Consider the following 23,653-nt stretch of genomic DNA (forward strand, 5'->3'; position numbering starts at 1 on the left):
TGACCCCAGCGGGAGTCGAACCCGCCTTGTTGGATTGAAAATCCAAAGTCCTGACCGATAGACGATGGGGCCTTAATTGTTGTTAATACTACTATATTCTATATCAAAATCTTAAAAAATCAACCCTTTTATTCTTAAAAAATAATGATAAAATAAGCAATATTATGATTATTTTAGCAATTGAGACATCTTGTGATGATACTTGTATTTCTGTAATCAGAATCAGTGGTAGAAAACAGCCAAAAATCAAAGTTTTATCAAATATTGTGTCTTCACAAGTTGAAATCCATAAAAAATATGGAGGCGTTTATCCATTACTAGCCAAAAGAGAGCATGAAAAAAATCTGCCTGTTGTTTTGGAAAAATCTTTAAAAGAGGCTAAAAATCCGAAAGTTGACGCAATAGCTGTAACAACTGGTCCAGGATTAGAGCCATGCCTTTGGTCAGGTGTTAATTTTGCCAAAAAAACAGCTAAAGATTTAAAAGTTCCTATCATTCCTGTTAATCATATTGAAGCTCATATTTATGCTAATTTTTTAAATTTAAACTCAGAAGATTTTAAAAAAATGTTTCCAGCCTTGGCGCTAATAGTTTCTGGTGGCCATACTCAAATTGTTTTAGTAAAAGGTTTTGGTAAGTATAAAATACTAGGTGAAACTAGAGATGATGCTGCTGGTGAGTGTTTTGATAAAGTGGCCAGAATGCTTGGCTTAGAATATCCAGGAGGACCGATAATTGAAAAAATTGCAAAAGAATACGATAAAAGAAAATCAAAAATTAAAGTTGATCTGCCCAGACCAATGATTTATCAAAAAAATTATGATTTCAGTTTTTCTGGTTTAAAAACAGCAGCTTTATATCATTTTAAAAACCAAAAGCCAAAAATCAAAAAATCAAAAGAATATATTAGAGCAATGGCTTATGAACTTCAAAGTGCTATTATTGATGTTTTAGTTTATAAGACCATTAAGGCTGCCAAAGAGTATAAAGTTAAAACGATAATCTTAGGAGGCGGGGTTTCTGCAAATAGTCAGTTGCGCAAGCAATTTAAAGCTGAAATAAAAAGAGAGTTAACAGGTGTTGGATATAAAATACCAGATAAAAAATATTCAACAGACAATGCTTTAATGATAGCAATAGTTTCTTATTATAGATGGCTGGGTTCTAAGACTAAAAGCTGGAAAAAAATCAGTGTTAATGCTAATTTGAGATTATGAAATCAAAACTAGCAAAAACATACGATCCTAAAAATGTTGAAGATAGAATTTATGAGTTTTGGATGAAAACTGGTTTTTTTAATCCTGATAAATTACCTGGAAAAAGAAAAAAACAATATTGTATTACTATTCCTCCGCCAAACGTAACAGGCAATCTCCATATGGGCCATGCTTTGCAATCCACTATTCAGGATATCTTGATCAGGTGGAAGCGGTTAAAAGGCTATAAGACTTTATGGCTTCCTGGAACAGACCATGCTGGCATAGGAACTGAAGCTAAGGTTAAAAAACAACTGATTAAGGAGGGTAAAACAAGAGAAGAATTGGGCAGAGAGAAGTTTATTGAACGTATTTGGCAGTGGAAAGAAAAATACGGAAACATTATTTTAAATCAATTTAAAAGGATGGGTTGTTCTTTGGATTGGTCAAGAATAAGATTTACAATGGATGAAGATTACTCTAAAGCAGTTAAAAAAACATTTTTACATTATCATAAAAAAGGATTAATTTATCAGGCAGAAAGACCTGTTAATTGGTGCATTAAATGTAAAACAAGTTTATCAGATCTTGAATTGGAACGTAAAGAAAAAGATTCAAAGCTTTGGTATATAAGATACCCGATTAAACAGGATAAAAAAATAAAAAGTGAAAAACAAGAATATATTACAGTTGCAACAACAAGGCCTGAAACAATGCTAGGTGATACTGCAGTAGCAGTAAATCCCAAAGACAAAAAATACAAAAAGTTTATTGGCAAATCAGTGATTTTGCCTTTTGTGCGCAGAGAAATTCCGATTATTGCTGACAGAATGGTTGATATTGAATTTGGCACAGGGGCAGTGAAAGTTACTCCAGCTCACGACCCAAAAGATTATATTATGGGAATTGCTCATAAATTAAGAATGATAAAAGTGATTAACGAAGAGAATAAAATGAGTGACAAAGCTCCTTTAAACTACATTGGTCTTAAGGTTTCAGAAGCAAGGGAAAAAATTATTAATGATTTAAATAAATTGGGCTTAATCGAAAAAATAGAAGATTATATCCATCAGGTTCCAAAATGTTATCGTTGTAATTCAATTATTGAAATTGTCCCTTCTAATCAATGGTTTATGAAAATGGATAAATTGGCGAAAATGGCTGAAAAAGAAGTTAAAAGTGGAAGAATCAAGTTTTATCCTAAAAGATTTGAAAAAACATATTTTGATTGGTTGTCCAATATACATGATTGGTGCATTTCAAGACAGATTTGGTGGGGGCATAAAGTTCCTATTAAAGGTTCAGATGACGTATTGGATACATGGTTTTCTTCAGCCTTATGGCCTTTTGCAGTACTTGGCTGGCCTAAAAAAACAAAAGATTTAAAAACATATTATCCGACAAATGTTTTAACAACCGCAAGAGACATTATCAATTTATGGGTGGCAAGAATGGTTTTTTCTGGAATGGAATTTATGAAGAAAAAGCCCTTTGATCGTGTATACGTTCATCCAACAATTTTAGCTAAAGATGGCAGAAGAATGTCCAAATCATTGGGAACAGGTATTGATCCTTTGGATTTGATTGATAAATATGGAGCTGATGCCACTAGATTTGGTTTGTCTTGGATTTTAACTGGAGCACAAGATGTTAGGTTTAATGAAGATACAATTATTATGGGCAAAAAGTTCTGCAATAAGATTTGGAATGCAACAAGATTTGTAATAATGCAGGTTGGAGATAAAGAGATACAAGTTCCGACCAAAGTTCAAATTTCAAAATTAAAACTTTCAAAGAATGAAAAAAAGATTTTAAGTTCAATTAAAAAAACAACTAAATCTATTGATAAATATTTAGATAAATTTGAGTTTGGTCAGGCATCACAAGCTTTGTATGATTTTTTCTGGCGTGAATTCTGTGATAAGTGCATTGAAGATTCTAAAAAAACATTAACTAAAGCAAAAACTGAAAAAGAAAAATTAAAAACAAAAAAAGTGTTGCTTTATGCTTTAATTTCTTCTTTGAAATTACTTCATCCATTTATTCCGTTTATTACTGAAGAAATTTACCAAAATCTTCCTATTAAAAAGAAAAAAGAGTCTCTAATGATAGAGGAGTGGCCAGTATAATGTGTGATTGTTTTAATCGAGCACAGGTTTGATAGGTTATTCGAGATGAATTGTTTTCCCAAATTGCTTAATCTTATCTGCCAAGAGCGGATTTTTTTTAAGAGTTGGGTCTTGTTTTAAAGTTTCTTTTGCCCAAAAGCGTGTTTTCTCAATTAATTCTACATCTTTTAAAGAAGCCATTATTAAATCAGGAATTCCCCATTGCCGAATACCAAACATGTCACCAGGTCCTCTTATAGCCAAATCTTTTTCTGCTAATTCAAAGCCATCATTTGATTTAAGTAGCGCTTGCAAGCGCCGGGTAGTTCCTATTTCTGAAGTGCTGGTAAATAGAAAACAATAGGATTGATCTTCCCCTCTTCCTGTCCTTCCTCTGAACTGGTGAAGCTGGGCTAAACCAAATCTTTCAGCTCCTTCAATAATCATTATTGTTGCATTTTCGATATCAATACCGACCTCTACTACTGAAGTTGAAACTAAAACATTGGTTTTTCCTGATTTAAAACCTTTCATTATTTGTTGTTTTTCTTTGCTTTTTAATTTTCCATGAAGCATTCGCACTTTTAGTTTAGGAAAGATTTTTTGTGATAATTTTTCATATTCTTCTTTTACAGCTGTTACTTCTGACCAATCACCACTTGTTTGTTTTGGTTCTATTCGCGGGCAAACCACAAAGACTTGTTTTCCTTTTTTAACTTCACTTTTAATGAATTCATAAACTTTTTGCCTGCCCTTTGGTTTGATTAGCTTTGTGATGATTTTTTTTCTTCCTTTTGGCAGTTCATCTAAAATTGACAAGTCTAAATCTCCATAAATTGTTAAAGTCAAAGTTCTTGGAATTGGAGTAGCTGTCATTGAAAGCAGGTGGGGGACAATGTTTTTTTGCTGACATAATTTAGCCCGTTGTTCAATTCCAAAACGGTGCTGTTCATCTAAAATTACTAAAGCTAAGTTTTTGAATTTTACATTTTCTTGAATTAAAGCATGCGTTCCAATTAGAATATCAATTTCTCCGCTTTTAATTTGTTCTATAAGCTTTTTCTTTGTTGTTTTTTTGTTAATTACCTTATAGCCAGTTCTAGTTAATAATCCGATTTTAAGATTAAATTTTTTCAAAGCATTTGAAATGTTTTTAAAATGCTGTTCAGCTAATATTTCTGTTGGAGCCATAAAAGCAGTTTGAAAACCAGCTTTAGCTGTGTTTAAAGCTGCAATGACAGCTACAACTGTTTTTCCAGAGCCAACATCTCCTTCTAATAATCTGTTCATTGGCCTTGGTTTTTCTAAGTCTTTTAAAATCTGCCAGCTCGATTTTCTTTGAGCAGTAGTAAGTTTAAATGGCAGACTCTTAACAAAGCTTTTAGTTGTTTCTAAATTAAATGGAATTTGTACGGCTTGTTTTTGTTTTAATTTTAATTTTTCCATTAAAACATTTAACTGAATGAAGAATATTTCCTGAAAAGAAAATCTTTTTCTTGATTGTTCAGCTAAAGCATTGGAATCTGGAAAATGAACCTGCCAAAGAGCTTTATTTAAAGGCAGTAATTGATTTTCATTCTGGATGAATTCAGGCAAAGGATCTTTGATTTTATTTTTAAAATTAGCTAAAAGCGGTCTTATAATATATCTTAGCCAGCGGGATGATAGCCCCTCTGTTTCTGGATAAACTGGGATTAATCCTCCTGTGTGAATTAGGTTTTTTTGTTCATCTTCAGATAATTTTTCATGAACTGGGCTCGATAAATAAACTCCGGGAAAATATTTTTTATTTAAAGCTATTTTTCCTGCTAAGCAAACTGAAGCACCAGGCTTTAAACTGTCAACTAAATAGGGTTGATTAAACCAGATTGCTTTTATTTCTCCAGAATCATCTTCAATTGTTGCTTTTGTTAAAACAAACCGCCTTTTTCTTGTGATAATATTTTGAATATCTGTTATTTTGCCTTGAATACAAACTTTTTCATCAGCTTTAACTTCGGCTATTGGTGTTAAATCAGAAAAATCCTCATAGCGATGAGGAAAATGAAATAATAAATCAGAAATAGTTTTAATTCCTAATTTGTTTAATTTTTTTTGATACTGAGGACCAACGTGTGGTATTTTCTCAATAGGAGTTGATAGATTCATAAAGAACTATAAATTAAAAATTGGCAAAGAGAAAGGTTTTTCTTTGTGTTTTAAATAAAGCTTAATGATTTCATAATGGTCAAAACCAAATTCTTCAGGCTTCGGCAAGTTGTTGAGATCAAACCAAACCACTTCACTTATCTCATTATCAGGTTCAGAGACTTTTTCTTTTGCTTCAATTAAATAAACAAAATCTACATTTTGTTTGTCTTCTCCTTTTCTGTCTGGATTACTATTAATTCTAAATAAAGAAACTATTTTTCCTTTATAACCAGTTTCTTCTTCAAATTCTCTCAAAGCACCCTGGCTTATGGTTTCATTTCTATCTAAATAGCCTCCTGGCAAGGCATATTTATTAGGATGAGCTGGTGTATCAGAAGCGCGTTTAACAAGAAGAATTTCATTGTTTTTAATAACAATATTATCTACAGTAATGTGTCTTAAAAATGCTTTATTGTTGTTTTCGAAAAAACAAGTAATCATATTTATTATTTTATATTAATGTGTCCCCAAGAGGAGTCGAACCTCTATCAATTGCTCCGCAAGCAATTACTTTATCCATTAAGCTATGGGGACTATATGATAAAAATATCATAAAATTAAGCTTAAATCAATTGACTTTATTAGTTCAGAGAATTAAAATGGAATAATGAGCGAATCTTTAAAAAGAAATAAGAATTTTGAAAAAAGGGTTATTTTTCTTCCTAGAAAACAACAGAAATTTTTGTTAAAAGCGTTAAATAATTTAGATGTTTCTTGGCTTGAGCTTGCTGAAAAAATTAAAGTGCATAAGAGAACATTAAATGACTGGAAAAGAGAAGAATATTCTATGCCCCTTGATGTAGTAAAGAGGATATCTAATATTGCAAAGATGACAATGCCAACTGATATAGAAATTAAAGATCCGTTTTGGTACGTTGATAAAGGCAGTAAAATAGGTGCTAACCTTGGCGCGATAGCCTGTATTCAAAAATACGGCTATGTAGGCGGAAACCCCGAATATCGAAAGAAAAAATGGTATGAGTGGTGGAAAAGAGAGGGAAAATATAAATATAATTTTTTGGGGGCGTATAAACCAGTTAACAAGCCTGATTTTTCTAGAGAGCTTGCAGAATTCGTAGGGATTGTTTTAGGCGATGGAGGAATTAGCAAAAGGCAAATTATAGTGACGTTAAATAGCGAAACCGATAAAGAATACGGCGATTTTGTATATAAATTAGCGAAAAAGTTATTTAAGATTCATGTTGGTATTTCTTATGATAGAAAATGCAGAGCAGTAAGATATATTCTTTCTAGAAGTAAATTAGTTAGATTTTGTGTTCAAAGGCTTGGATTAAAACAGGGAAGTAAAGTAAAACAACAAGTAGATGTTCCTGAGTGGATTAAAAAAAATAAACAATATAGTATTTCTTGTGCCAGAGGTTTGATTGATACTGATGGCAGTGTTTTTACTCATCGTTATAAAGTTGGTGGAAAATACTATAGTTATAAGAAACTTTGTTTTACAAATTATTCTAAGCCCCTTGTTCAATTTGTGTTTAACACTCTCAAGCAGAATGGGTTAAGAGCTAGAATATCTAGAGATATAGATGTGTGGCTTGATAGTAAAGAAAGCATGGAAAAATATCTCCAAATATTTAGTTTTCATAATGTAAAGCATTTGAAAAGGTACAAAAGTTAAGGTAGTATACATAAAATAAGGAGGAGTCGGATAATGGTCATTCCACCAGTTTGCTAAACTGTGCCGCTTAAACGCGGCTTGTGAGTTCGAATCTCACCTCCTCCGCCCACATTTATAGGACAGGCTTAGCCTATCCTAGTTATAGTATTTTGTATGAAATGGAAGGGTGCTCCGAATTGGTAAGGAACTGGTCTTGAAAATCAGCGCCCCGTAAGGGGCTTGTGGGTTCGAGTCCCACCCCTTCCGCTTTATTTTCTAAAATATGGATAAATTAGAGCAAATTAAACAATTTGCAGAAAAATATCTTCAAGAAGAAAAATGCTCAGCTCATAATATGGATCACGTTATGAGAGTTTATGCTAATGCTTTGAAGTTAGCTGAAAATGAAGATGTTGATTTAGAAGTTATAAAAATAGCTGTATTGTTACACGACATTGGGGGAATTAAGGAAAGAAAAGATAAGTCAGGAAACACTGACCATGCCATTGAAAGCGCAAAGCTTGCTGAGCCGTTTCTAAAAGAATTAGGATATTCAAAAGACAAAATTAACCATATTAAAGGTTGTATCATTTCTCATAGGTACAGGACTCAAAATAAACCAAAGACCTTAGAGGCTAAGATTGTTTTTGATGCAGATAAATTAGATACTGCTGGAGCAATTGGTATTGCTAGAGCTTTTGTGTGGGTTGGAAAAAATAATGCTCATATTTATAAGAAGGTAGATATTGAAGAATATGCTAAAGAAAACCTTGGAGGAAGATTAAATGGAAGAATTCAAGATAGAACGAAGCATAGTCCTCAGCTTAACTGGGAAACCAAAGACAAGCATATTGTAGATTATTTGTATACTAATAAAGCTAAAGAAATCGCTAAAAAAAGATTAGAATTTTCAAAAATATTCTTTAGTAAGCTAGAAAAAGAGATTCAGGGATTGGAATAATTAAGGTTGGGCTATCGCAATAACTGCTCCAATGATTTTCTTAGCGCCAGAGTTTTTTAAAATTCTGGCGCATTCTGTTACCGTTGAGCCAGTTATATAAATGTCATCAACAAGCAGAATATTTCTGTTTTGAATTTTTTCTTTATTAATACACTTAAAAGCATTTATGATGTTTTGTTTTCCTTTCTCTTTTGGAAGTTCCACCTGGAGTTTAGTTTGCTTATTTTTTATTAAAACATCATTGATTAATGGAATTTTAAAAAACTCTGATAAATATTTTGCTAATTCCTCTGCTTGATTAAATCCCCGCCATTTTAATCTTTTAATATATAAAGGGACAGGCACAATTAAAAAATTATTAAATTCATGATTGTTGAACTCTATTAATTGAAAGTGATTAATTATTAATTGTGAAAGATTTTGTGAAAGCTCTTTTACAAAGGGTTGGCATTTAAATTGGGTAATTAATCTTTTTATTAAAGGTTTTTCATAAGAAACTGCAAAGTATAAATCATCTAATTGCGGGTTTTTGAATTTTTGATGGGTATAAAATACTTCTAAAACACTTTCGCAATCTTGGCATAAGTAGGTTTGCTCTTTTTTACAGCCAAAACACGCTCTTGGAAACAATAAATCAAGAAAAAATCGTTTTAGTTTGTTATTCATTGTGGTATAATATCATACAATGCAGTTTTTAGGATTATTTCCAAAAAAGTTTTTGGGTATTGATATTGGTACTTCTGCAATTAAAATCGTAGAATTGTCGCGTTGGGCTGGAAGGAATAAATTAGAAAATTACGGTGAGATCTCAGCTTCAGTTTTATACAAAGAACCTTTTAGAACTTTTGAAAAAAGCACGCTTTCTCTTTTGAGCAAAGATATTTCAAGAGCAATAAGAGCTGTGTTAAAAGAAGCAGACATTAAAACCAAGCAGTCTGTTCTTGCAATTCCTGATTTTTCAACTTTCTTTACTTCTTTTGAGTTACCATCAATGAGCGAAGAAGAATTGTCTCAAGCAGTAAGATCTGAAGCCAGACGTTATGTTCCTCTTCCTTTAGAAGAAGTAACGCTTGATTGGCAGATACTTAATAAAGAAACAAGGAGAAAGGGTCAAAGATTTGAAATTTTACTTGTTACTGTTCCTAATGAAGTTATTAATCAGTACAAAGAGATTGCCAGTTACGCAGAATTAGAACTAATTGGATTAGAAGCAGAAGTTTTTGGCCTGATAAGGTCTTTGGTAAAAAAAGAGGATAAATCAACAATTTCTTTAATTGATATTGGAGCAAGAAGTACCACTTGTAGTATAATTGATAAAGGGGCTTTGAAAGTCTCTCACAGTTTTGATATTTCAGGAGATATTCTAACAGAAAGGATTTCAAAAGCACTTTCTATTGATTATAATAAAGCAAGAGAGTTTAAAAAAGAGTACGGTATTTCTTCTCTTATAAATAATTCAGAAAAAATAAGCATCAAAGAAGTTTTAACGCCTTTAATCGCACTGATAATTAGAGAGGTTGATAAAGTGTTTAAAGAGTTTTATTTGAAAAAAAGAAAAGATGTCGTAAAGATAATTTTAGCTGGCGGAGTTGCTATGCTTCCAGGCCTTATGGATTCATTTAGAGATTATTTTAAAAAAGAAGTTGAGATTGCCAGTCCTTTTTCAGAGATCTTTTTTCCACCCATACTCGAACAAACTTTAAAAGAAATGGGGCCTTCATATGCTATTGCTGTTGGGGCAGCTTTAAGAGGAACAAGAATATAATTTAATAATTAAATTTTTAAAAAAATATTGTGGTTGACATAATACCAAGGCCAGTTGAGCAAGCAGGTAAGTGGCAGAAAACCCTGTTTTATCTTTTAATATTTATTGTTATTGTTTTAATTATCATTTATTTTCTTTTAGCTAATTTAATTCAAAATTCTCAAGTCTATTCCGAAGAACTTGGAATAAAGATTACTCAAGGAAGAACTCAAGAAAGGATTGAATTAGAAGAAGAAAATATTTATTACAAAAATAAAATAGAAGCCATTGCGCCATTTTTGAATGCTCATGTTCTAAGTTCAAAGTTCTTCGACTTTTTATCAGCTAAAACTCATCCTCGCATTTTTTTCTCTAAGATTAATTTGACTGCAAAAGAGGTAAGAATAGCATTATCTGGGAGCACTGATAGTTTTTCAACTTTAGACCAACAGCTTACAGCTTTAAATGAAGAATTGCTGGTTGAAGATGTAGTTTTAACTAATACTTCAATAAATAAAGCAGGAGGCATTGATTTCGATTTGGAAATATCTTTAAATAAAAAAATGTTTATATACTAAAATGAGAAAATATTTTTCCTTTTTAATGATTTTTTTTGCAGTGATAATAATATCGCTATTGTTTCTTGTTTTTCAAAATTACCAATCTTTTAGTGTATATCAAAAAGAAATTACAATAAAAGAACAAGACTTAAGATCGCAGGAAGAATATTTTCAAAAACTTCAAGAAATTGCTGAAAAGCTGGAAAAAAACAAGGATTTGCTGGCAAAAATAGAAACTGGACTGCCCTTAAGTCCTGAGGTGCCGGAACTTTTAGCTTTTGTCCAAAAATCAGCTTCCCAGTCAGGTCTTGCCCTGGGTAGCATAAGTTTAGGCTCTTCAGTTGTGGATGAGAAAATTAAAAAAACAAAAGTAAATTTCATTGTGACAGGAGATTATGATGGTTTTAAGAAATTCCTTTCTTTTATTGAAAACTCATCAAGACTTATTGATATTGATACGATTCATTTTTCTTATCCTGAAAAAATTGATGAATTTAGATTTAATATTAAAATCACAGCTTATTCGTATTGATTATGGCAATAAAATTTGAACAACAGGTAAAAAAGCAAAGAAATTTAATAATTCTTTTTATTGTCTTGATTTTGATCGCTGGTTTTGTTCTTTGGTCGGGATTTAAAGTTGATCAAGAACCTGTAGAGATTTTAATTTCAAAAAGATTAAAAAGTATTGAAATTAATTTCAATATTTTTAATAATCCATTGCTGGAACAATTTCAATTAATTGACAAAACCCCAAGTTTTGAAGGTGAATTTGGAAGAGAAAATCCATTTATTCCTTTTTAATTATGTCTCTTTTAAAAGAATTAGTAAAAAAAGGAGTTTTAGACAAGCAAAAAGCAGAAGCTCTAGAAAAAGAAATTAAAACTTCTTTAAAAAAAGAAGAGCTTGTTCTTTTAGAGAAACAGATAGTTTCTGAAGATTTTCTATTTCAATTAAAATCAGAATATCTGGAAGTCCCTCTAAAAACTATTGATCCTAAATCAGTTCCTTTAGAGGTTTTAGAGCTTATTCCCCAGGAAACTGCAAACAATTACAAAATGGTTTCTTTGAGCAGAAAAAACAATGTTTTGGATATTGGTATGGTTTATCCTGAAGATTTAGATGCTCAAGAAGCTCTGAAATTTTTAGCAAGAAGAGGAAAATTTGATTACAAGGTTTTTTTAATCAATTTTTCTACTTTTGCCGAACTTTTAAAACAGCATCAAAGTTTAAGAAAAGAGGTTGGTAAAGCTTTAGAAGAGTTAGAAGAAGAGATGAAAACAAAAAAAGCTGTTGGCAAGTCTGAAATAGAAAGACTGGTTGAAGAAGCTCCAATTGCAAAAGTAGTGGCTGTTATTTTAAGGTATGCGGTTGAAGGAAAAGCATCTGATATTCACATTGAACCAACGAAAGACAAGCTTAGAATTCGTTTTCGATTACTTGGTTTACTTCATTCTTCTATTTTTTTACCTAAAAGGGTTCATCAAGCAGTAGTAGCAAGAATTAAGGTTTTATCTAATTTAAAAATTGATGAATCAAGGATGCCTCAAGATGGAAGCTTTTCAGCAAGAGTAGAGGGTCAGAGTATTGATTTTAGGGTTGCAACTTTTCCAACAACCTTAGGTGAAAAAGTGGCAATAAGGGTGTTGAATCCTTTAATTGGTTTGAAAAAATTTGAACAATTAGGATTATCTGAAAGAGATAGAAAAACAGTAGAAAAAATGGTACAAAGGCCTTATGGGCTGATTTTAGCAACCGGGCCCACTGGTTCTGGCAAGACAACTACCTTATATACAATTTTACAGCTTTTAAATAAGGAAGGAGTAAATATAGTTACATTAGAAGATCCTGTTGAGTATTTTATAGAAGGTGTTAATCAGTCTCAGATCAGACCAGACATTGGTTATAATTTTGCAAAAGGTTTGCGCCACATGCTAAGGCAGGATCCTGATATAATTATGGTTGGAGAAGTAAGAGATTCAGAAACTGCTTCTTTAGCTACCCATGCCGCTTTAACTGGCCATATTGTACTATCAACGCTTCATACTTCTACTGCTTTAGGCGTGATTCCAAGGCTTATTGATTTAGGGGTTCAGCCATTTTTAATTCCTTCAACATTAAGCTTGATTATAGCTCAAAGATTAGTAAGGAAATTGTGCGATGATTGTAAAAAGAAGATAAAGCCTAAAAAACAGATTGAACTTTTGATTTTAAAAGAAATTGAACTTTTTCCAAAAGAAATTAAAAAAGATATTAATACAAGAGACATATTTGTCTGGGAGTCAAAAGCATGTAAGAATTGTAATGATCAGGGATTTTCTGGAAGGATTGGTCTTTTTGAAGTTTTAAAAATGACTGATGAGCTTGGCGAGCTGGTTTTAAAAGGATTTTTTGAGAAACAATTAAAAGAGGAGGCAGAAAAGCAAATAATGACAACTATCAGGCAAGACGGCATATTAAAAGTATTACAAGGCATTACTACTATTGAAGAAGTTTTAAGAGTAACCCAAGAAGAGTAAGGGCTTGGTTTTTCAAAAATAATTGTAGAGCCAAGTAGAGAGAATAATTCTTGCTTTTTTTTAGAAAAATATGAAAAATATTTTAATTTCGAACAAAACGAAAAATCAAGGTTCTTCTGCGAAGCAGAAGGTTCTTATTATAGAAGATGATCCGTTTCTTGTTGATATTTATACAACCAAATTAAAAGACCTTGGTTTTTCAATTGATGTTGCTAATGACGGAAAAGATGGTTTGAGAAAATTAAAAGAAGGAAATTTTGACTTATTAATGCTTGATATAGTTTTGCCTCATATTGATGGATGGCAAGTTTTAAAGCAGATTAATGAGAGTGAAGAGTTTAAAAACTTGAAAGTTATTGTTCTTTCTAATCTTGGGCAAAAAGAAGAAGTTGAAAAGGGTTTAAAATTAGGTGCTATTAAATATCTTATTAAAGCGCACTACACCCCCCAAGAAGTCATAGAGGAAATTAAAAAGGTATTGAAATAATATTTTAGTTATAGTTAATTAAAAAATAATTATGGCAAATTATAAAAATAGGATTAGCAAACTTTTTGATTTAACAATTAAGGAGCAGGCTTCAGACCTGCACTTATCTGTTGAGCATCCTCCTGTTTTAAGAATTTCAGGAAGTCTTGTTCCTTTGCTTAAAGAGGCAAAACTTATGTCTGCTGATACCGAAGGTTTTGCTTTTTCTTTAATGAGTGAGTTTCAAAAAGAAAAATTCTTAAAAGAAAAAGAAATTGACTTTTCATATAATTTCGAAGATAGGGCTCGTTTTAGAGCGAATGTTTTTTTTCAAAAGGGAAATATCTCTTGTGCCTTAAGGCTAATTCCAGCCAAAATAAGGACAGTTGAAGAATTAAATCTTCCTCCTGTTTTGCACGAATTTACAAAAGCAACCCAAGGATTTGTTGTAATATGTGGACCGTCTTCACAGGGCAAATCAACAACCTTAGCAGCTTTAGTTGATGAGATTAATCATATTAGGGCTGACCACGTTGTAACTATTGAAGATCCTATTGAATATATTTTTACTGCTGACAAGGCTATTATTGACCAAAGAGAAGTTGGCCAGGATACAATGAGTTTTGCCAGAGCGCTTCGTTCTACTTTCCGTCAGGATCCTAATGTAATTATGGTGGGAGAAATGAGAGATTCAGAAACAATAGCCACAGCTATTACTGCTGCTGAAACAGGGCATTTGGTTTTTGCAACTCTTCACACAAATTCTGCTTCTCAAACAATCCATAGAATTGTTGATTCTTTTCCTCCCCAACAGCAAAATCAGGTTAGGGCTCAATTATCAGGTTCTTTATTAGGAGTAGTTTCCCAAAGATTAATTCCCAGGATTAAAGGAGGATTAATACCGGCCTGTGAAGTAATGCTTGCAACTCCTGCCATTGCTAATTTAATAAGAGAGAATAAGATTCATGAAATTCCAATGGTTGTTGAGACAGGCCTTGAAAGAGGAATGATAGCTTTAAACCGTTCTTTAGCTGATTTGGTAAAAAGAAAAGAGGTATCACTGGAAAATGCGCTTAATTATTCTCTTTCGCCAAGCGAGTTGAGAATGCTTACTAGATAGCAATCTTAAATATTATTTCTAATATTTATTAGTGAATGAAATTTAATTATCAAGCTAGAACAAAAGAAGGAGAGGTTAGGATTGGAATAATAGAAGCTGCTTCTAAGGAATCTGCGATGACTTTACTACAAAAATATGATTTTTTTGTTACTTATCTTAAAGAAGCTGATGTTCCTTTTTATGCAAAAAGAATTGAGGCTTTTGGGAAAGTTTCTTCAAGAGATATTGTTTTGTTCTCCAGACAACTGTCAATGATGTTTGGTTCAGAAGTTCCTTTAGCAGAATCTTTAAGGGTTTTGTCTGGCCAGACAAGGAATTTAAAATTAAGAGAAAGGATTTTTACTTTGTCAAAAGAAATAGAAGGAGGCAGTCCATTTTCTAAAGCCTTGGCGCGTTATCCTGAAACTTTTTCTAATTTCTATGTTGCAATGGTTAAAGCGGGAGAGGTTTCTGGTAATCTTTCAGAATCCTTAACTTATTTAGCCGATCATTTAGAAAGAGAATATGAACTTGGCTCAAAAACCAAGGGAGCGTTAATTTATCCTTCTATGGTTTTATTGCTTGTTTTCGCCATTTTATTTTTAATGGTTTATTCTATTATTCCCCAGCTTAAAACTGTTATAGAACAAAGCGCTGCTGAAATTCCGAAAGTTACTCAATCGGTGCTTGCAACTTCTGAATTTGTAAGGAAAAATGGACTTGTCATATTGTCAGTTATTTTCCTTTCCTTTTTCGCAATTATTAGATATTACAAAACAAAAAAAGGAAAAAGTTTTTTTGACAGATTTTCTCTTCAAATTCCTGTTCTCGGACCACTAATAAAAACACTCTATCTTACCAGGTTTGCTGAAAGTCTTGCTACTTTAATTTCTGGCGGGCTGTTGATTACTAGGTCATTGGAACTTTCTGCTGATATTGTTGGAAATGAAGTTTATAAGCAAGCAATATTTAATGTAAGAGATGAGGTAAGAAAGGGAACTCCAATCTCCTCTGTTTTAGCGCTTTCTCCTGAGATTTTCCCTCCGGTTTTTGTTCAAATGACTTTGGTGGGTGAAAAAACAGGGAGTTTAGATAACAGTTTAATGAGTATTGCAAAGTTCTATCAAAAAGAAGTTGAAAGAGGTATTACTAATGCCTTAGCATTTTTAGAGCCAGCATTGATTATGGTATTAGGTCTTGTTGTTGGCGGTATGATGCTTGCAGTTTTAATGCCTCTTTATCAAGTAATTACTTTTTAAGTTCTGTGAATTACTTTTTCTAAAAAAGGTGTTAAAATGTATTATTAGAAAAAATAATTTTTAAAATATTGTGGAGAAGAGAAAAGGATTCACTTTAATAGAACTTTTAGTTGTAATTGCAATGATCGCTGTTTTAGCAAGCACTGTTTTTGTTGTTTTGGGTCCTGCTAGGAAAAAATCAAGAGATGCTAAGAGAAGAGCAGATTTTAAACAGATTAGCACTGCTATGGAAGTATGCTATAATGAAACTAGTTGTGGTGCTGGAGATAATCAGTATCCTGTTCCTGGCGCAGGAGCAAATACTTTAAGCGCAATTGGCAATATTATAATTGCAGTTCCCCGTGATCCAGTGGACACATCTCCATACCAATATACCTGGACTGCTGGAGAAACTTATTATTATTGTCTTTATACAAAAGCAGAATCATTAACTGATACTTGGTTTTGCTCCTCAGATAAAGGAGTTTTTTCAAAAGAATCAGCAGGTTATACGCCTTCAAATACTGATTGCTGTGGCATTGATATTACTCAATAAAATGATTTTTAAAAAAAATTAGAAAAAGGTCGATTCCTTTAATAAATAGTTGTCAAAAATATGTTGAAAAATAAAAAAGGATTTACATTAGTTGAATTATTGGTAGTGATTGCAATTATTGGGACTTTATCAGGCATTGTTTTAGTTTCTTTAGGTGGAGCAAGAGAAAAAGCAAGGGATGCAGTAAGACAGTCTGATATGCGTCAGATCGTTACTGCTCAAGAAATATATTATTCAGACAATGATGCCTATTTTACAGATGTCGGCACTGGTGGTGTTCCTGCAATTTCTACCTACTTACAAGCTGTGAGCGATCCTTTAAGTTCACAAAGTTATACGTGGGCAAATAATACAGGGGCTTTAGATTGTACTAATGATGATTATAGTGCTATTTTAGATCAGTGGTTTTGTGCTTATGCAACTCTAGAAGAAGATAGCGCAATAAGCGGCAACGAGATTTATTTTGTTTCCACTCATATGGGAAGTAGAAAACTAGATTTAGCTGCTGCGCCAGGTACTACTTTGACTTGCACTTGTTTTATTTGGTAGGTTTTAGTTTGAATTAAAAAAAAGAGAATCAGCAGGTTATCCTGCTGGTTTTTATTTTTAAGACCTAAAATGTTAAAATACTTCAATGCAGTTTTTAATCTATTTTTTAATATTTATTTTTGGTTTGATTGTCGGTTCTTTTTTAAATTCAGTAATTTACAGACTTTCAACAAACGCTAGTTTTTTACTTGGCAGGTCGTATTGCCCGGAATGCAAATCAAATTTAAAATGGCATGATTTAATACCGATTATAAGCTTCTTAGTTTTGGCTGGCAAATGCCGTTATTGTAAAAAACCAATATCTATCCAATATATTTTAGTGGAATTGGCTACAGCTGGTTTGTTCTTTTTTATAGTCTTTCAAAACATTGATTTATTACTGTATGGCTTTTCTCTTGCTGTTTTTTTAAAAATTTGCTTTTTATTCATTGTTTCTTGTTTTTTGATAATCATTTTTGCTTATGACTTAAAGCATTACATTATTCCTGACAAGGTGATTTTTCCTTTAATATTGGTAACTGGTATTTTTAATTTTTACACAGGATATGATGTTTTAAATACAATATATTCTGCTTTTGGCGCATCACTCTTTTTCTTGTTTATAGTTTTAATATCTAAAGGCACATGGATGGGAATGGGTGATGTGAAGTTGGCTTTTTTTATGGGTTTGTTTTTAGGTTTTCCTAAGATTATGGTAGCTTTGTTTTTAGCGTTTTTTTCTGGAGCAGTAATTGGAATAATACTTATGATTTCAGGTAAAAAAACCTTGAAATCAGAAATTCCTTTTGGCCCGTTTTTAATTTTTGGAACTTTTCTAGCATTGTTTTTTGAGTACGAGATAATTAGTTTTTATCTTTCCTTGTATGGTTTTTAACGTTTTTTTATTTGAATTTGTTTGGTTGGACAAGCTTAGCTTATCGTAACTTGTTTCTAGGGATAAGCTTAGCTTATCCCCAACTTGGTTTGTTTGACGTCATTTTCAATGAAATTAAAATTATGCTTGACGATAAAGACATCCAAAAATTTATAGAGGTTTTTCCTACCAAGGAAGAAGTAGTTAGTAAAGAAGATTTTAAAGATTTTAGAGAAGAAATGAGGAAAAGTTTTTCTGATTTACAAGCTTTAGTAGATGCTTACGCCAAAAAGGCAGATGTGTATTTTCAAGAAATGGTTGCTTTATTTTATAAGTAGATTGTAAGGAAAAATGGATTAAATAAATTACTAAGAAACTAAGAGTAAAATTAAAGCGTTAATCTTACTAATTTTGAATTACTTTCACTAACGTTCTTTAAGGACTGTTTTTTACGTTTCATCAGTAGAATTTGGTCGGCTGAGCCTATGGCTTGACATAAATTGTAAAGCAAAATACTCTAAGAATAGAATTAATTTTGTAATGCTTTTTAGAAATCATAAATTTCTGAATAAAGCAAAGAACTATGAAACTATACATTGTTAATTATATAGAAAAACTCTTACGCAAAGCAGAATATGAACATGATGAAGAAACGAGAAGCTGGTGCGCCAGTATAAAAGAATTACCAGGAGCTTATGCTCAAGCTAATACCATAGAAGAAGTAAGGGAACAGTTAGCTGAAGTAATCGAGGATTATATTCTAGTAAGTCTTCGAGAAAAACATTCTTTGCCAGGGTTTAAGAAGCTGTCCACTAAAGTACATGCCTAAACTTTCGCCTCTTTCTCGAAGAATCTTAATAAAGAAATTAAGAAAGCTTGGGTTTTCTGGTCCCTACTCAGCTGCCAGGCATGAATACATGAAACGAAATAATGAAAAGATTTTCGTTCCTAACCCTCATGGGAAAGATATTGGCTTACCAATCATAAAGAAAATTATCCGACAACTCAAAATTTCAAATCGAGAATTTTTAGATTTATAAATTGCTTTACGTTAGATTTATTCTCTCTAACAGCTTTCAAAGGGCTGTTTTTTCTTGCGTTTCTTCTTTGGACAGACTTAGTTTATCCAAATTTCTTTTGCGTTTCTTTTACATTTAGGATGAGCTTAGCTCATCCTCTTCAATACACCCTCCTTTTTCTTTTTTTTTCGTTGTAGTAAAATAAAAGAATGTTAAAGAAAAAAATATTTTCGAAAAATATTAAATTTTTCTTATTGATTTTTATTATTACTTTAAGCTTTTTTGTGTTTGGAAAAGCAAATGCAGGAACAAATGATAATGTTTCTGGTTGGGCTTGGTCTGAAAATATTGGCTGGATTAGTTTTAATTGCAATAATCCAGAGTTGCCACAGCCTCGTTGTTCGCCTAATTATGGTGTCAAGGTTAGTACATCAACAGGAGATTTTTCTGGTTATGCTTGGTCAGAAAACATTGGCTGGATTAGTTTCGAGGAATCAGATCTTGTTGGGTGTCCGCCCATATTTCCTTCTTGTAAGGCTAATCTTAATCTGCAGACAAATGAAGTTTCTGGTTGGGCAAAAGCATTAGACATACAAGAGTGGATAAGATTAAGAAATTCAACTTATGGGATTTATCGTAATTCTTCAACGAATGAATTTGAGGATTGGGCCTGGTCAGACCAGACTATTGGTTGGATTAGTTTTAATAGTGCAACTGGTGGAGGACCAATTCAATATGCAGTAGTAATAGATATTGATACTATTGACCCAGAAGCTACTTCTTTTGGTACTGATCCTTCTGATCCTAACTGGATTAATGGTGCAGATCCAAACCTTACAGTTTCTTGGACAGTAACCGATGGTGGAGGTTCTCATTTAAATTATGTTGAGGTTTGGAGAGCGGATGATGTTGGTGGTAGTCCTGGCACATGGACTATGGTTGGAGATAATTACTATGCTCCAGTTGGCTCTGATTTTTGGGCTAGTTCTACCACTCATTCAACAAGTGATTATTTACAAGATGGTATTTGGTGGTATGGACTTCATGTTATAGATAATAACGGGAATTGGGCAGATGAAGGTGGCCCAGTAAAAGTTAGAGTAGATACTACGGAGCCTAATTCTCAAATACAATCACCTTCATCAGGAACTTGGTATTCTAATGATTTCTCATTAGACACTTTGGATGAAGACTTGGGATCAGGTCTTGATAATGGTTTGTGTGAGTATAAGATTATTCCTTATGAAGACACTAATGGAGATGGTATTGCTGAAACAGAAAGGACTTCTTCAGGCTGGCTTTCAAGAACCTGCAATAGTCTATCAACAATTATAACAGTAGGTACTGCTGATTATTGTAAATACCAGGCAGAAGATGCTTGCTGGGTGAATATTCATTCAACAGACAATGCGGGGAACCAACACTCTGAAAGTGTAGAAAGCGGCTCTATTAAGAACTATCATATTGACTGGACATATCCTGAAGTTGGAATAGTTTCTCCTGTGATTGCTGAACAAGGAGTTGAACAGACCTTTAGTGCTTCTTTATCTGATGCGGTAGGCAGAGTTCCTTATTGCTGGTTTTATGTGGATGGACAGTCAACAAGCACTGAGTTTATTACAATTTCACCTTCTCCTTGTGAGAATGGAGCAAGCTGTACTGTTACAACAACCCATCAATTTTTAGACCCTGGAGATTATAGTGTTAGATTTGCATGTCAAGATGCTGCGAGTAATTTAACCTGGGGTATTTCTACTTCGGTGAGTGTTAGTGAAACTAATGCTCCCATCATAACTAGTTTAGGTTATTTTACTTCTCACTCTTCTACTCCAGGACAACAGTGTACTGATCAATTTGTTTGTTGTACTGAACCAACCACTCAAACTGATTGCAATATCAAATTTAACATCAGTGCTTATGATCCAGATGGAAGTCCTTTAGGTTATACCTGGGATTTTGGTGACGGAGCGCCTGAATCAAACGAAGAAGATCCTTCTCATTATTATTATACTGCTAATACTTACAATGCTGTGGTTGATGTTTTTGATGGAATTGATCATACCTATGATAGTCTTGGTGTACTAGTAACTAATCCAACAGTTTCTGTCAGTCTTACTGCTGATCCAAGTTTTGGCATTAATTCGCTGAGCAATGTTGATTTATCAACAATTGTCAGTGGTTCAATGTCTGGAACTATTAGTTATAGGTTTGACTGCACTAATAATGGAGATTGGGAGCTTGAAGCACTGCATCAGTCAGTTTCAACTTTTACTGCAGTAGATTTGTGTAATTATGCTTCTTCAGGTATTTATACTGCAAAAGTTTCAATTGACAGAGGAGATGGAAATAATATTATAGACACTACAGAAATTAACGTAGAGACATCAGAATGCATTCCTGATCAACAAACTAATTGTACATCGCCTCAAGGGTGTCCTCATACGATTACATGTCAGCAAGATGGGACTTGGCCAAGTTGTCCAACAAATGAATGTGTAAAAGACAGTACTAGAAGTTGTGAGAATTGTGGAGAACAAATTTGTTCATCAACTTGTGAGTGGGGAGTTTGTGAGGGGGGTGAAGGATGCACTGTTGGACCAGATTGTCCAGATTGTCCATGTTTGCCTGACGTTTGTGTTGGTCAAGATTATTATGATTATCCTGATTTTGGTGATTGTGATGCGAGTTGTGTTTGTAATACTGGAGCTAATCCAGGTGAACCTTGTGAGCTAAATATTATTATTGATGACCTTCGATGTAATGAAGCTCCAGTATGTGATTCTTTAATTGCTGCACCAGAACAAGGAGCAGCACCTGTTGAAATATCATTTACTGGTTTAGGTCATGATAATGATGGATCAATTATAGACTACGGCTTTATTTTCGGGGATGGTAGTTCAAGCACTACAACGTTTGACAATATTAGTCATATTTATAATACACCAGGCACATATTGTGCTAAATTAAAAATTAAAGATAATGATGGAGTTTGGAGTGCAACTCCTGGCGATTGTCCAGATGTTTGTGCAAAACAAATAAACATTAGTGAAAACACTCCTCCAGTTGCTAGTGTTGCTTGTGACGGCTCTGGTTGCGGTCCTGGTTCAGCTTGTGATGGCATCTGGGTTGCTTATAACAGGAATTGTGATTTTTATTTCTTAAATCAATCAACTGATCTTAATTCTACAAATCCACCTGATAATAATGATGATATTATAAAATCTACATGGTCAATCTTTTATCAAGGCGGCACTCCTTGGCAGGATCCTTATGTTATTTGTAATGATGATGATCAGACACAGGAAAATGAGGCAATTTGTGATATTTTAATGCCCTTACTTCCAGCAAGTGAAAATTATTATGTTGCTTTAACTGTTGAAGATAAAGCTGAGGTAACGGATCAGCAAAACAAGAACTTTTACGTTAAAAGTGAAATAGCTACTGATTTTCAATGTTCTTCTGCTGAAGGTGGCTGGCAGTCTTGTGATGGTTTCGTATCTTCTGAAGGTGAAATTGTGGAATTCCAAGATATTACTATCGTTTCTGAAGGAGCGACAGGAATTAGTAGTTGGATCTGGACTTTTGAAGATGGCGATCCAGCCACTAGCAATATTCAAAATCCCTCAGCAAGCTTTGTTAATATTGATGGTAGTTCTGGTACAGTAACATTAGAAGTGACAGATGATACAGGAAGAATTGATACACAAAGCTATCAGTTACAGATTACAATTCCTTTACCAGAATGGTATGAGGTTACTCCTTTTTAATGATGAACCCTTTAATTATGTTAAAGGATAAAAACTTTAAGTTTTTATTATTGTTTAAAAATATGAGAAAAAATAATAACACAGGATTCACACTTGCCGAGCTTCTTATTGTGATCACTATCATTCTCCTTTTTTTCCCAATGGTTATTTCAAATTATAATACTAGTGAAAAGCAGTTTTCTCTTTATAGGTCAGCTCATAATCTGGCTCAGGATTTAAGAGACACACAAGAAATGGCAATGACAGGACAATTAACTCCTCTTAGTTTTGACCAGAGTTTCCCAAGAGGAGGATACGGACTTTATTTTAAAGATTTAAAAAATTCATATATATTATTTGCAGATTGTGATGGTGATAATGAATATGATTCAGAAGGTATAGCTGCAACTTGTACTGATGCAACCGTAGAAGATCCTTATCCTGAAAAGCTCCAAGACTTATCTTTAGAGCCCGGAGTTTTGATTTCTAATATAATTCCTCAGTCTCCACTAGTAATCACTTTTTTGCCTCCAACTCCTCTTATAACCATAAATCCTCAACCTTTTGATAATCAAGCAGTAATTAGTTTAACATTTAGTAGAAACACAAAAACCGTCAGCATTAATACAGTTGGCTTAATAGATGTTGATTAAGAATAAACAAAAAAAAGAGTATGGTTTTACTTTAATAGAAGTGATTGTAGCGATTTTTATTTTGACTGTTGGCATTGGAGGCTCATTCATGTTAATTCAGCAAACCCTTGCTGGTGTTTCAACAGTTCAATCAAGATTAATTGCTATTTATTTAGGCCAAGAGGGTATTGAGATAATAAGGAATATAAGAGACAATAATTGGCTTGAACAGCGTGAATCTTTACAGATTCCTCCCCAACCTTTATGGAATGATGGTTTAACCGGTTTAATTAATTGCCAGCCTTCTGCAAGTTGTTGCGAGGCTGATTATAATACAGATACTTCTCCATCAGATCCTTTGGTTGTTGTTGCTGGATGTGATTTCAGTGATCTTCATTATCTTAACTTTGATAATAGTGGGTTTTATAGCTATTCAGCTGGTACACAAACAAAATTCAAAAGAAAGATTTTTATTGAAGAAATTGATGAGAATAAAATGAAAATCACAGTTATAGTTCAGTGGAAAGAAAAAAACAAGCTTCATGAGATTAAAGTGATAGAACATATAACCAACTGGTATAAACAGCGCATTCAATAAA

Annotated in this window: 24 protein-coding genes and 4 tRNA genes; 23 read left to right on the forward strand and 5 right to left on the reverse strand. The window is 32.9% G+C overall.

Translation table 11 applies throughout. From position 1 onward, the window contains the following. A tRNA-Glu gene (locus tag KJI70_02080) sits at window positions 1-72 on the reverse strand. Window positions 73-164: 92 nt separating this feature from the next. On the opposite strand from KJI70_02080, the gene tsaD reads away from it, so the two are divergent. Both tsaD and valS read left to right on the forward strand, forming a co-directional pair. Further along, a complete protein-coding gene (gene tsaD, locus KJI70_02085) occupies window positions 165-1,217 on the forward strand; it encodes a tRNA (adenosine(37)-N6)-threonylcarbamoyltransferase complex transferase subunit TsaD (protein MCP6718307.1) in 1,053 nt (350 codons plus the stop codon). Then, window positions 1,214-3,325: a valine--tRNA ligase gene (valS, locus tag KJI70_02090; GenBank protein MCP6718308.1), complete on the forward strand. Its 2,112-nt coding sequence runs from the start codon at window positions 1,214-1,216 to the stop codon at window positions 3,323-3,325. Before tsaD ends, valS begins: the two co-directional genes overlap by 4 nt. A gap of 36 nt (window positions 3,326-3,361) precedes the next feature. Here valS and recG read toward each other — a convergent pair whose 3' ends face one another. The 3 genes from recG to KJI70_02105 all read right to left on the reverse strand — a co-directional run bounded on the left by recG (window position 3,362) and on the right by KJI70_02105 (window position 6,028). Then, window positions 3,362-5,452: an ATP-dependent DNA helicase RecG gene (gene recG / locus KJI70_02095; protein MCP6718309.1), complete on the reverse strand. Its 2,091-nt coding sequence runs from the start codon at window positions 5,450-5,452 to the stop codon at window positions 3,362-3,364. A gap of 6 nt (window positions 5,453-5,458) precedes the next feature. Continuing rightward, on the reverse strand, window positions 5,459-5,935 hold the full coding sequence (locus tag KJI70_02100; protein ID MCP6718310.1) for an NUDIX hydrolase: 477 nt from the start codon (window positions 5,933-5,935) through the stop codon (window positions 5,459-5,461). Between the two features lie 21 nt (window positions 5,936-5,956). Next, window positions 5,957-6,028 (reverse strand) — tRNA-Arg (locus KJI70_02105). 73 nt (window positions 6,029-6,101) lie between these two features. Here KJI70_02105 and KJI70_02110 point away from each other — a divergent pair. The 4 genes from KJI70_02110 (at window position 6,102) to KJI70_02125 (ending at window position 8,073) form a co-directional block, all read left to right on the forward strand. Next, window positions 6,102-7,133, forward strand: coding sequence for a hypothetical protein (locus KJI70_02110; protein MCP6718311.1), 1,032 nt, complete (start codon window positions 6,102-6,104; stop codon window positions 7,131-7,133). Window positions 7,134-7,152: 19 nt separating this feature from the next. Then, window positions 7,153-7,238 (forward strand) — tRNA-Ser (locus tag KJI70_02115). Window positions 7,239-7,293: 55 nt separating this feature from the next. Then, window positions 7,294-7,379: transfer RNA gene (locus KJI70_02120), tRNA-Ser, on the forward strand. A 16-nt stretch (window positions 7,380-7,395) separates the two neighbouring features. After that, on the forward strand, window positions 7,396-8,073 hold the full coding sequence (locus tag KJI70_02125; GenBank protein MCP6718312.1) for an HD domain-containing protein: 678 nt from the start codon (window positions 7,396-7,398) through the stop codon (window positions 8,071-8,073). Here KJI70_02125 and KJI70_02130 read toward each other — a convergent pair whose 3' ends face one another. Then, window positions 8,074-8,739, reverse strand: a complete 666-nt coding sequence (locus tag KJI70_02130; protein ID MCP6718313.1) for a ComF family protein — start codon at window positions 8,737-8,739, stop codon at window positions 8,074-8,076. 19 nt (window positions 8,740-8,758) lie between these two features. Between KJI70_02130 and pilM the strand changes: the two genes are divergently transcribed. From pilM to KJI70_02215, 17 genes are all read left to right on the forward strand, one after another. Next, complete coding sequence (pilM, locus tag KJI70_02135) at window positions 8,759-9,838, forward strand: type IV pilus assembly protein PilM (GenBank protein MCP6718314.1); 1,080 nt, start codon at window positions 8,759-8,761, stop codon at window positions 9,836-9,838. Between the two features lie 29 nt (window positions 9,839-9,867). Then, window positions 9,868-10,395: a hypothetical protein gene (locus KJI70_02140; GenBank protein ID MCP6718315.1), complete on the forward strand. Its 528-nt coding sequence runs from the start codon at window positions 9,868-9,870 to the stop codon at window positions 10,393-10,395. A 1-nt stretch (window position 10,396) separates the two neighbouring features. After that, window positions 10,397-10,909 (forward strand): type 4a pilus biogenesis protein PilO, encoded by a 513-nt coding sequence (pilO, locus tag KJI70_02145; protein ID MCP6718316.1) that lies wholly within the window; start codon window positions 10,397-10,399, stop codon window positions 10,907-10,909. Window positions 10,910-10,911: 2 nt separating this feature from the next. Beyond that, window positions 10,912-11,181, forward strand: a complete 270-nt coding sequence (locus tag KJI70_02150; protein ID MCP6718317.1) for a hypothetical protein — start codon at window positions 10,912-10,914, stop codon at window positions 11,179-11,181. Window positions 11,182-11,183: 2 nt separating this feature from the next. Next, the gene (locus tag KJI70_02155; protein ID MCP6718318.1) at window positions 11,184-12,896 is read left to right on the forward strand and encodes a GspE/PulE family protein; all 1,713 of its coding nucleotides are present in this window, start codon (window positions 11,184-11,186) and stop codon (window positions 12,894-12,896) included. A 70-nt stretch (window positions 12,897-12,966) separates the two neighbouring features. Then, window positions 12,967-13,383 carry a response regulator gene (locus KJI70_02160; protein ID MCP6718319.1) on the forward strand — a complete coding sequence of 139 codons (417 nt, stop codon included), beginning with the start codon at window positions 12,967-12,969 and terminating at the stop codon, window positions 13,381-13,383. Window positions 13,384-13,414: 31 nt separating this feature from the next. Continuing rightward, window positions 13,415-14,482 carry a type IV pilus twitching motility protein PilT gene (locus KJI70_02165; GenBank protein MCP6718320.1) on the forward strand — a complete coding sequence of 356 codons (1,068 nt, stop codon included), beginning with the start codon at window positions 13,415-13,417 and terminating at the stop codon, window positions 14,480-14,482. Between the two features lie 35 nt (window positions 14,483-14,517). After that, window positions 14,518-15,720 (forward strand): type II secretion system F family protein, encoded by a 1,203-nt coding sequence (locus tag KJI70_02170; GenBank protein MCP6718321.1) that lies wholly within the window; start codon window positions 14,518-14,520, stop codon window positions 15,718-15,720. A 70-nt stretch (window positions 15,721-15,790) separates the two neighbouring features. Further along, a complete protein-coding gene (locus KJI70_02175) occupies window positions 15,791-16,255 on the forward strand; it encodes a type II secretion system GspH family protein (protein ID MCP6718322.1) in 465 nt (154 codons plus the stop codon). Window positions 16,256-16,315: 60 nt separating this feature from the next. Continuing rightward, window positions 16,316-16,804 carry a type II secretion system GspH family protein gene (locus tag KJI70_02180; protein ID MCP6718323.1) on the forward strand — a complete coding sequence of 163 codons (489 nt, stop codon included), beginning with the start codon at window positions 16,316-16,318 and terminating at the stop codon, window positions 16,802-16,804. A gap of 85 nt (window positions 16,805-16,889) precedes the next feature. Continuing rightward, window positions 16,890-17,678 carry a prepilin peptidase gene (locus tag KJI70_02185; protein MCP6718324.1) on the forward strand — a complete coding sequence of 263 codons (789 nt, stop codon included), beginning with the start codon at window positions 16,890-16,892 and terminating at the stop codon, window positions 17,676-17,678. A 17-nt stretch (window positions 17,679-17,695) separates the two neighbouring features. Beyond that, complete coding sequence (locus tag KJI70_02190) at window positions 17,696-17,995, forward strand: hypothetical protein (protein ID MCP6718325.1); 300 nt, start codon at window positions 17,696-17,698, stop codon at window positions 17,993-17,995. A 245-nt stretch (window positions 17,996-18,240) separates the two neighbouring features. Beyond that, window positions 18,241-18,486: a DUF1902 domain-containing protein gene (locus tag KJI70_02195; GenBank protein ID MCP6718326.1), complete on the forward strand. Its 246-nt coding sequence runs from the start codon at window positions 18,241-18,243 to the stop codon at window positions 18,484-18,486. Then, complete coding sequence (locus KJI70_02200) at window positions 18,479-18,697, forward strand: type II toxin-antitoxin system HicA family toxin (protein ID MCP6718327.1); 219 nt, start codon at window positions 18,479-18,481, stop codon at window positions 18,695-18,697. The genes KJI70_02195 and KJI70_02200 overlap by 8 nt, the downstream gene beginning before the upstream one ends. Before the next feature lie 188 nt (window positions 18,698-18,885). Continuing rightward, window positions 18,886-22,443, forward strand: a complete 3,558-nt coding sequence (locus KJI70_02205) for a PKD domain-containing protein (protein ID MCP6718328.1) — start codon at window positions 18,886-18,888, stop codon at window positions 22,441-22,443. Between the two features lie 62 nt (window positions 22,444-22,505). Then, the gene (locus KJI70_02210; protein ID MCP6718329.1) at window positions 22,506-23,075 is read left to right on the forward strand and encodes a prepilin-type N-terminal cleavage/methylation domain-containing protein; all 570 of its coding nucleotides are present in this window, start codon (window positions 22,506-22,508) and stop codon (window positions 23,073-23,075) included. Beyond that, window positions 23,065-23,652 (forward strand): prepilin-type N-terminal cleavage/methylation domain-containing protein, encoded by a 588-nt coding sequence (locus KJI70_02215; GenBank protein ID MCP6718330.1) that lies wholly within the window; start codon window positions 23,065-23,067, stop codon window positions 23,650-23,652. The genes KJI70_02210 and KJI70_02215 overlap by 11 nt, the downstream gene beginning before the upstream one ends. Window position 23,653: the final 1 nt, after the last annotated feature.

The sequence above is a fragment of the Patescibacteria group bacterium genome, from assembly GCA_024238995.1.
In the GTDB taxonomy this organism is placed as follows: Bacteria; Patescibacteriota; Minisyncoccia; order Minisyncoccales; family JANBVM01; genus JANBVL01.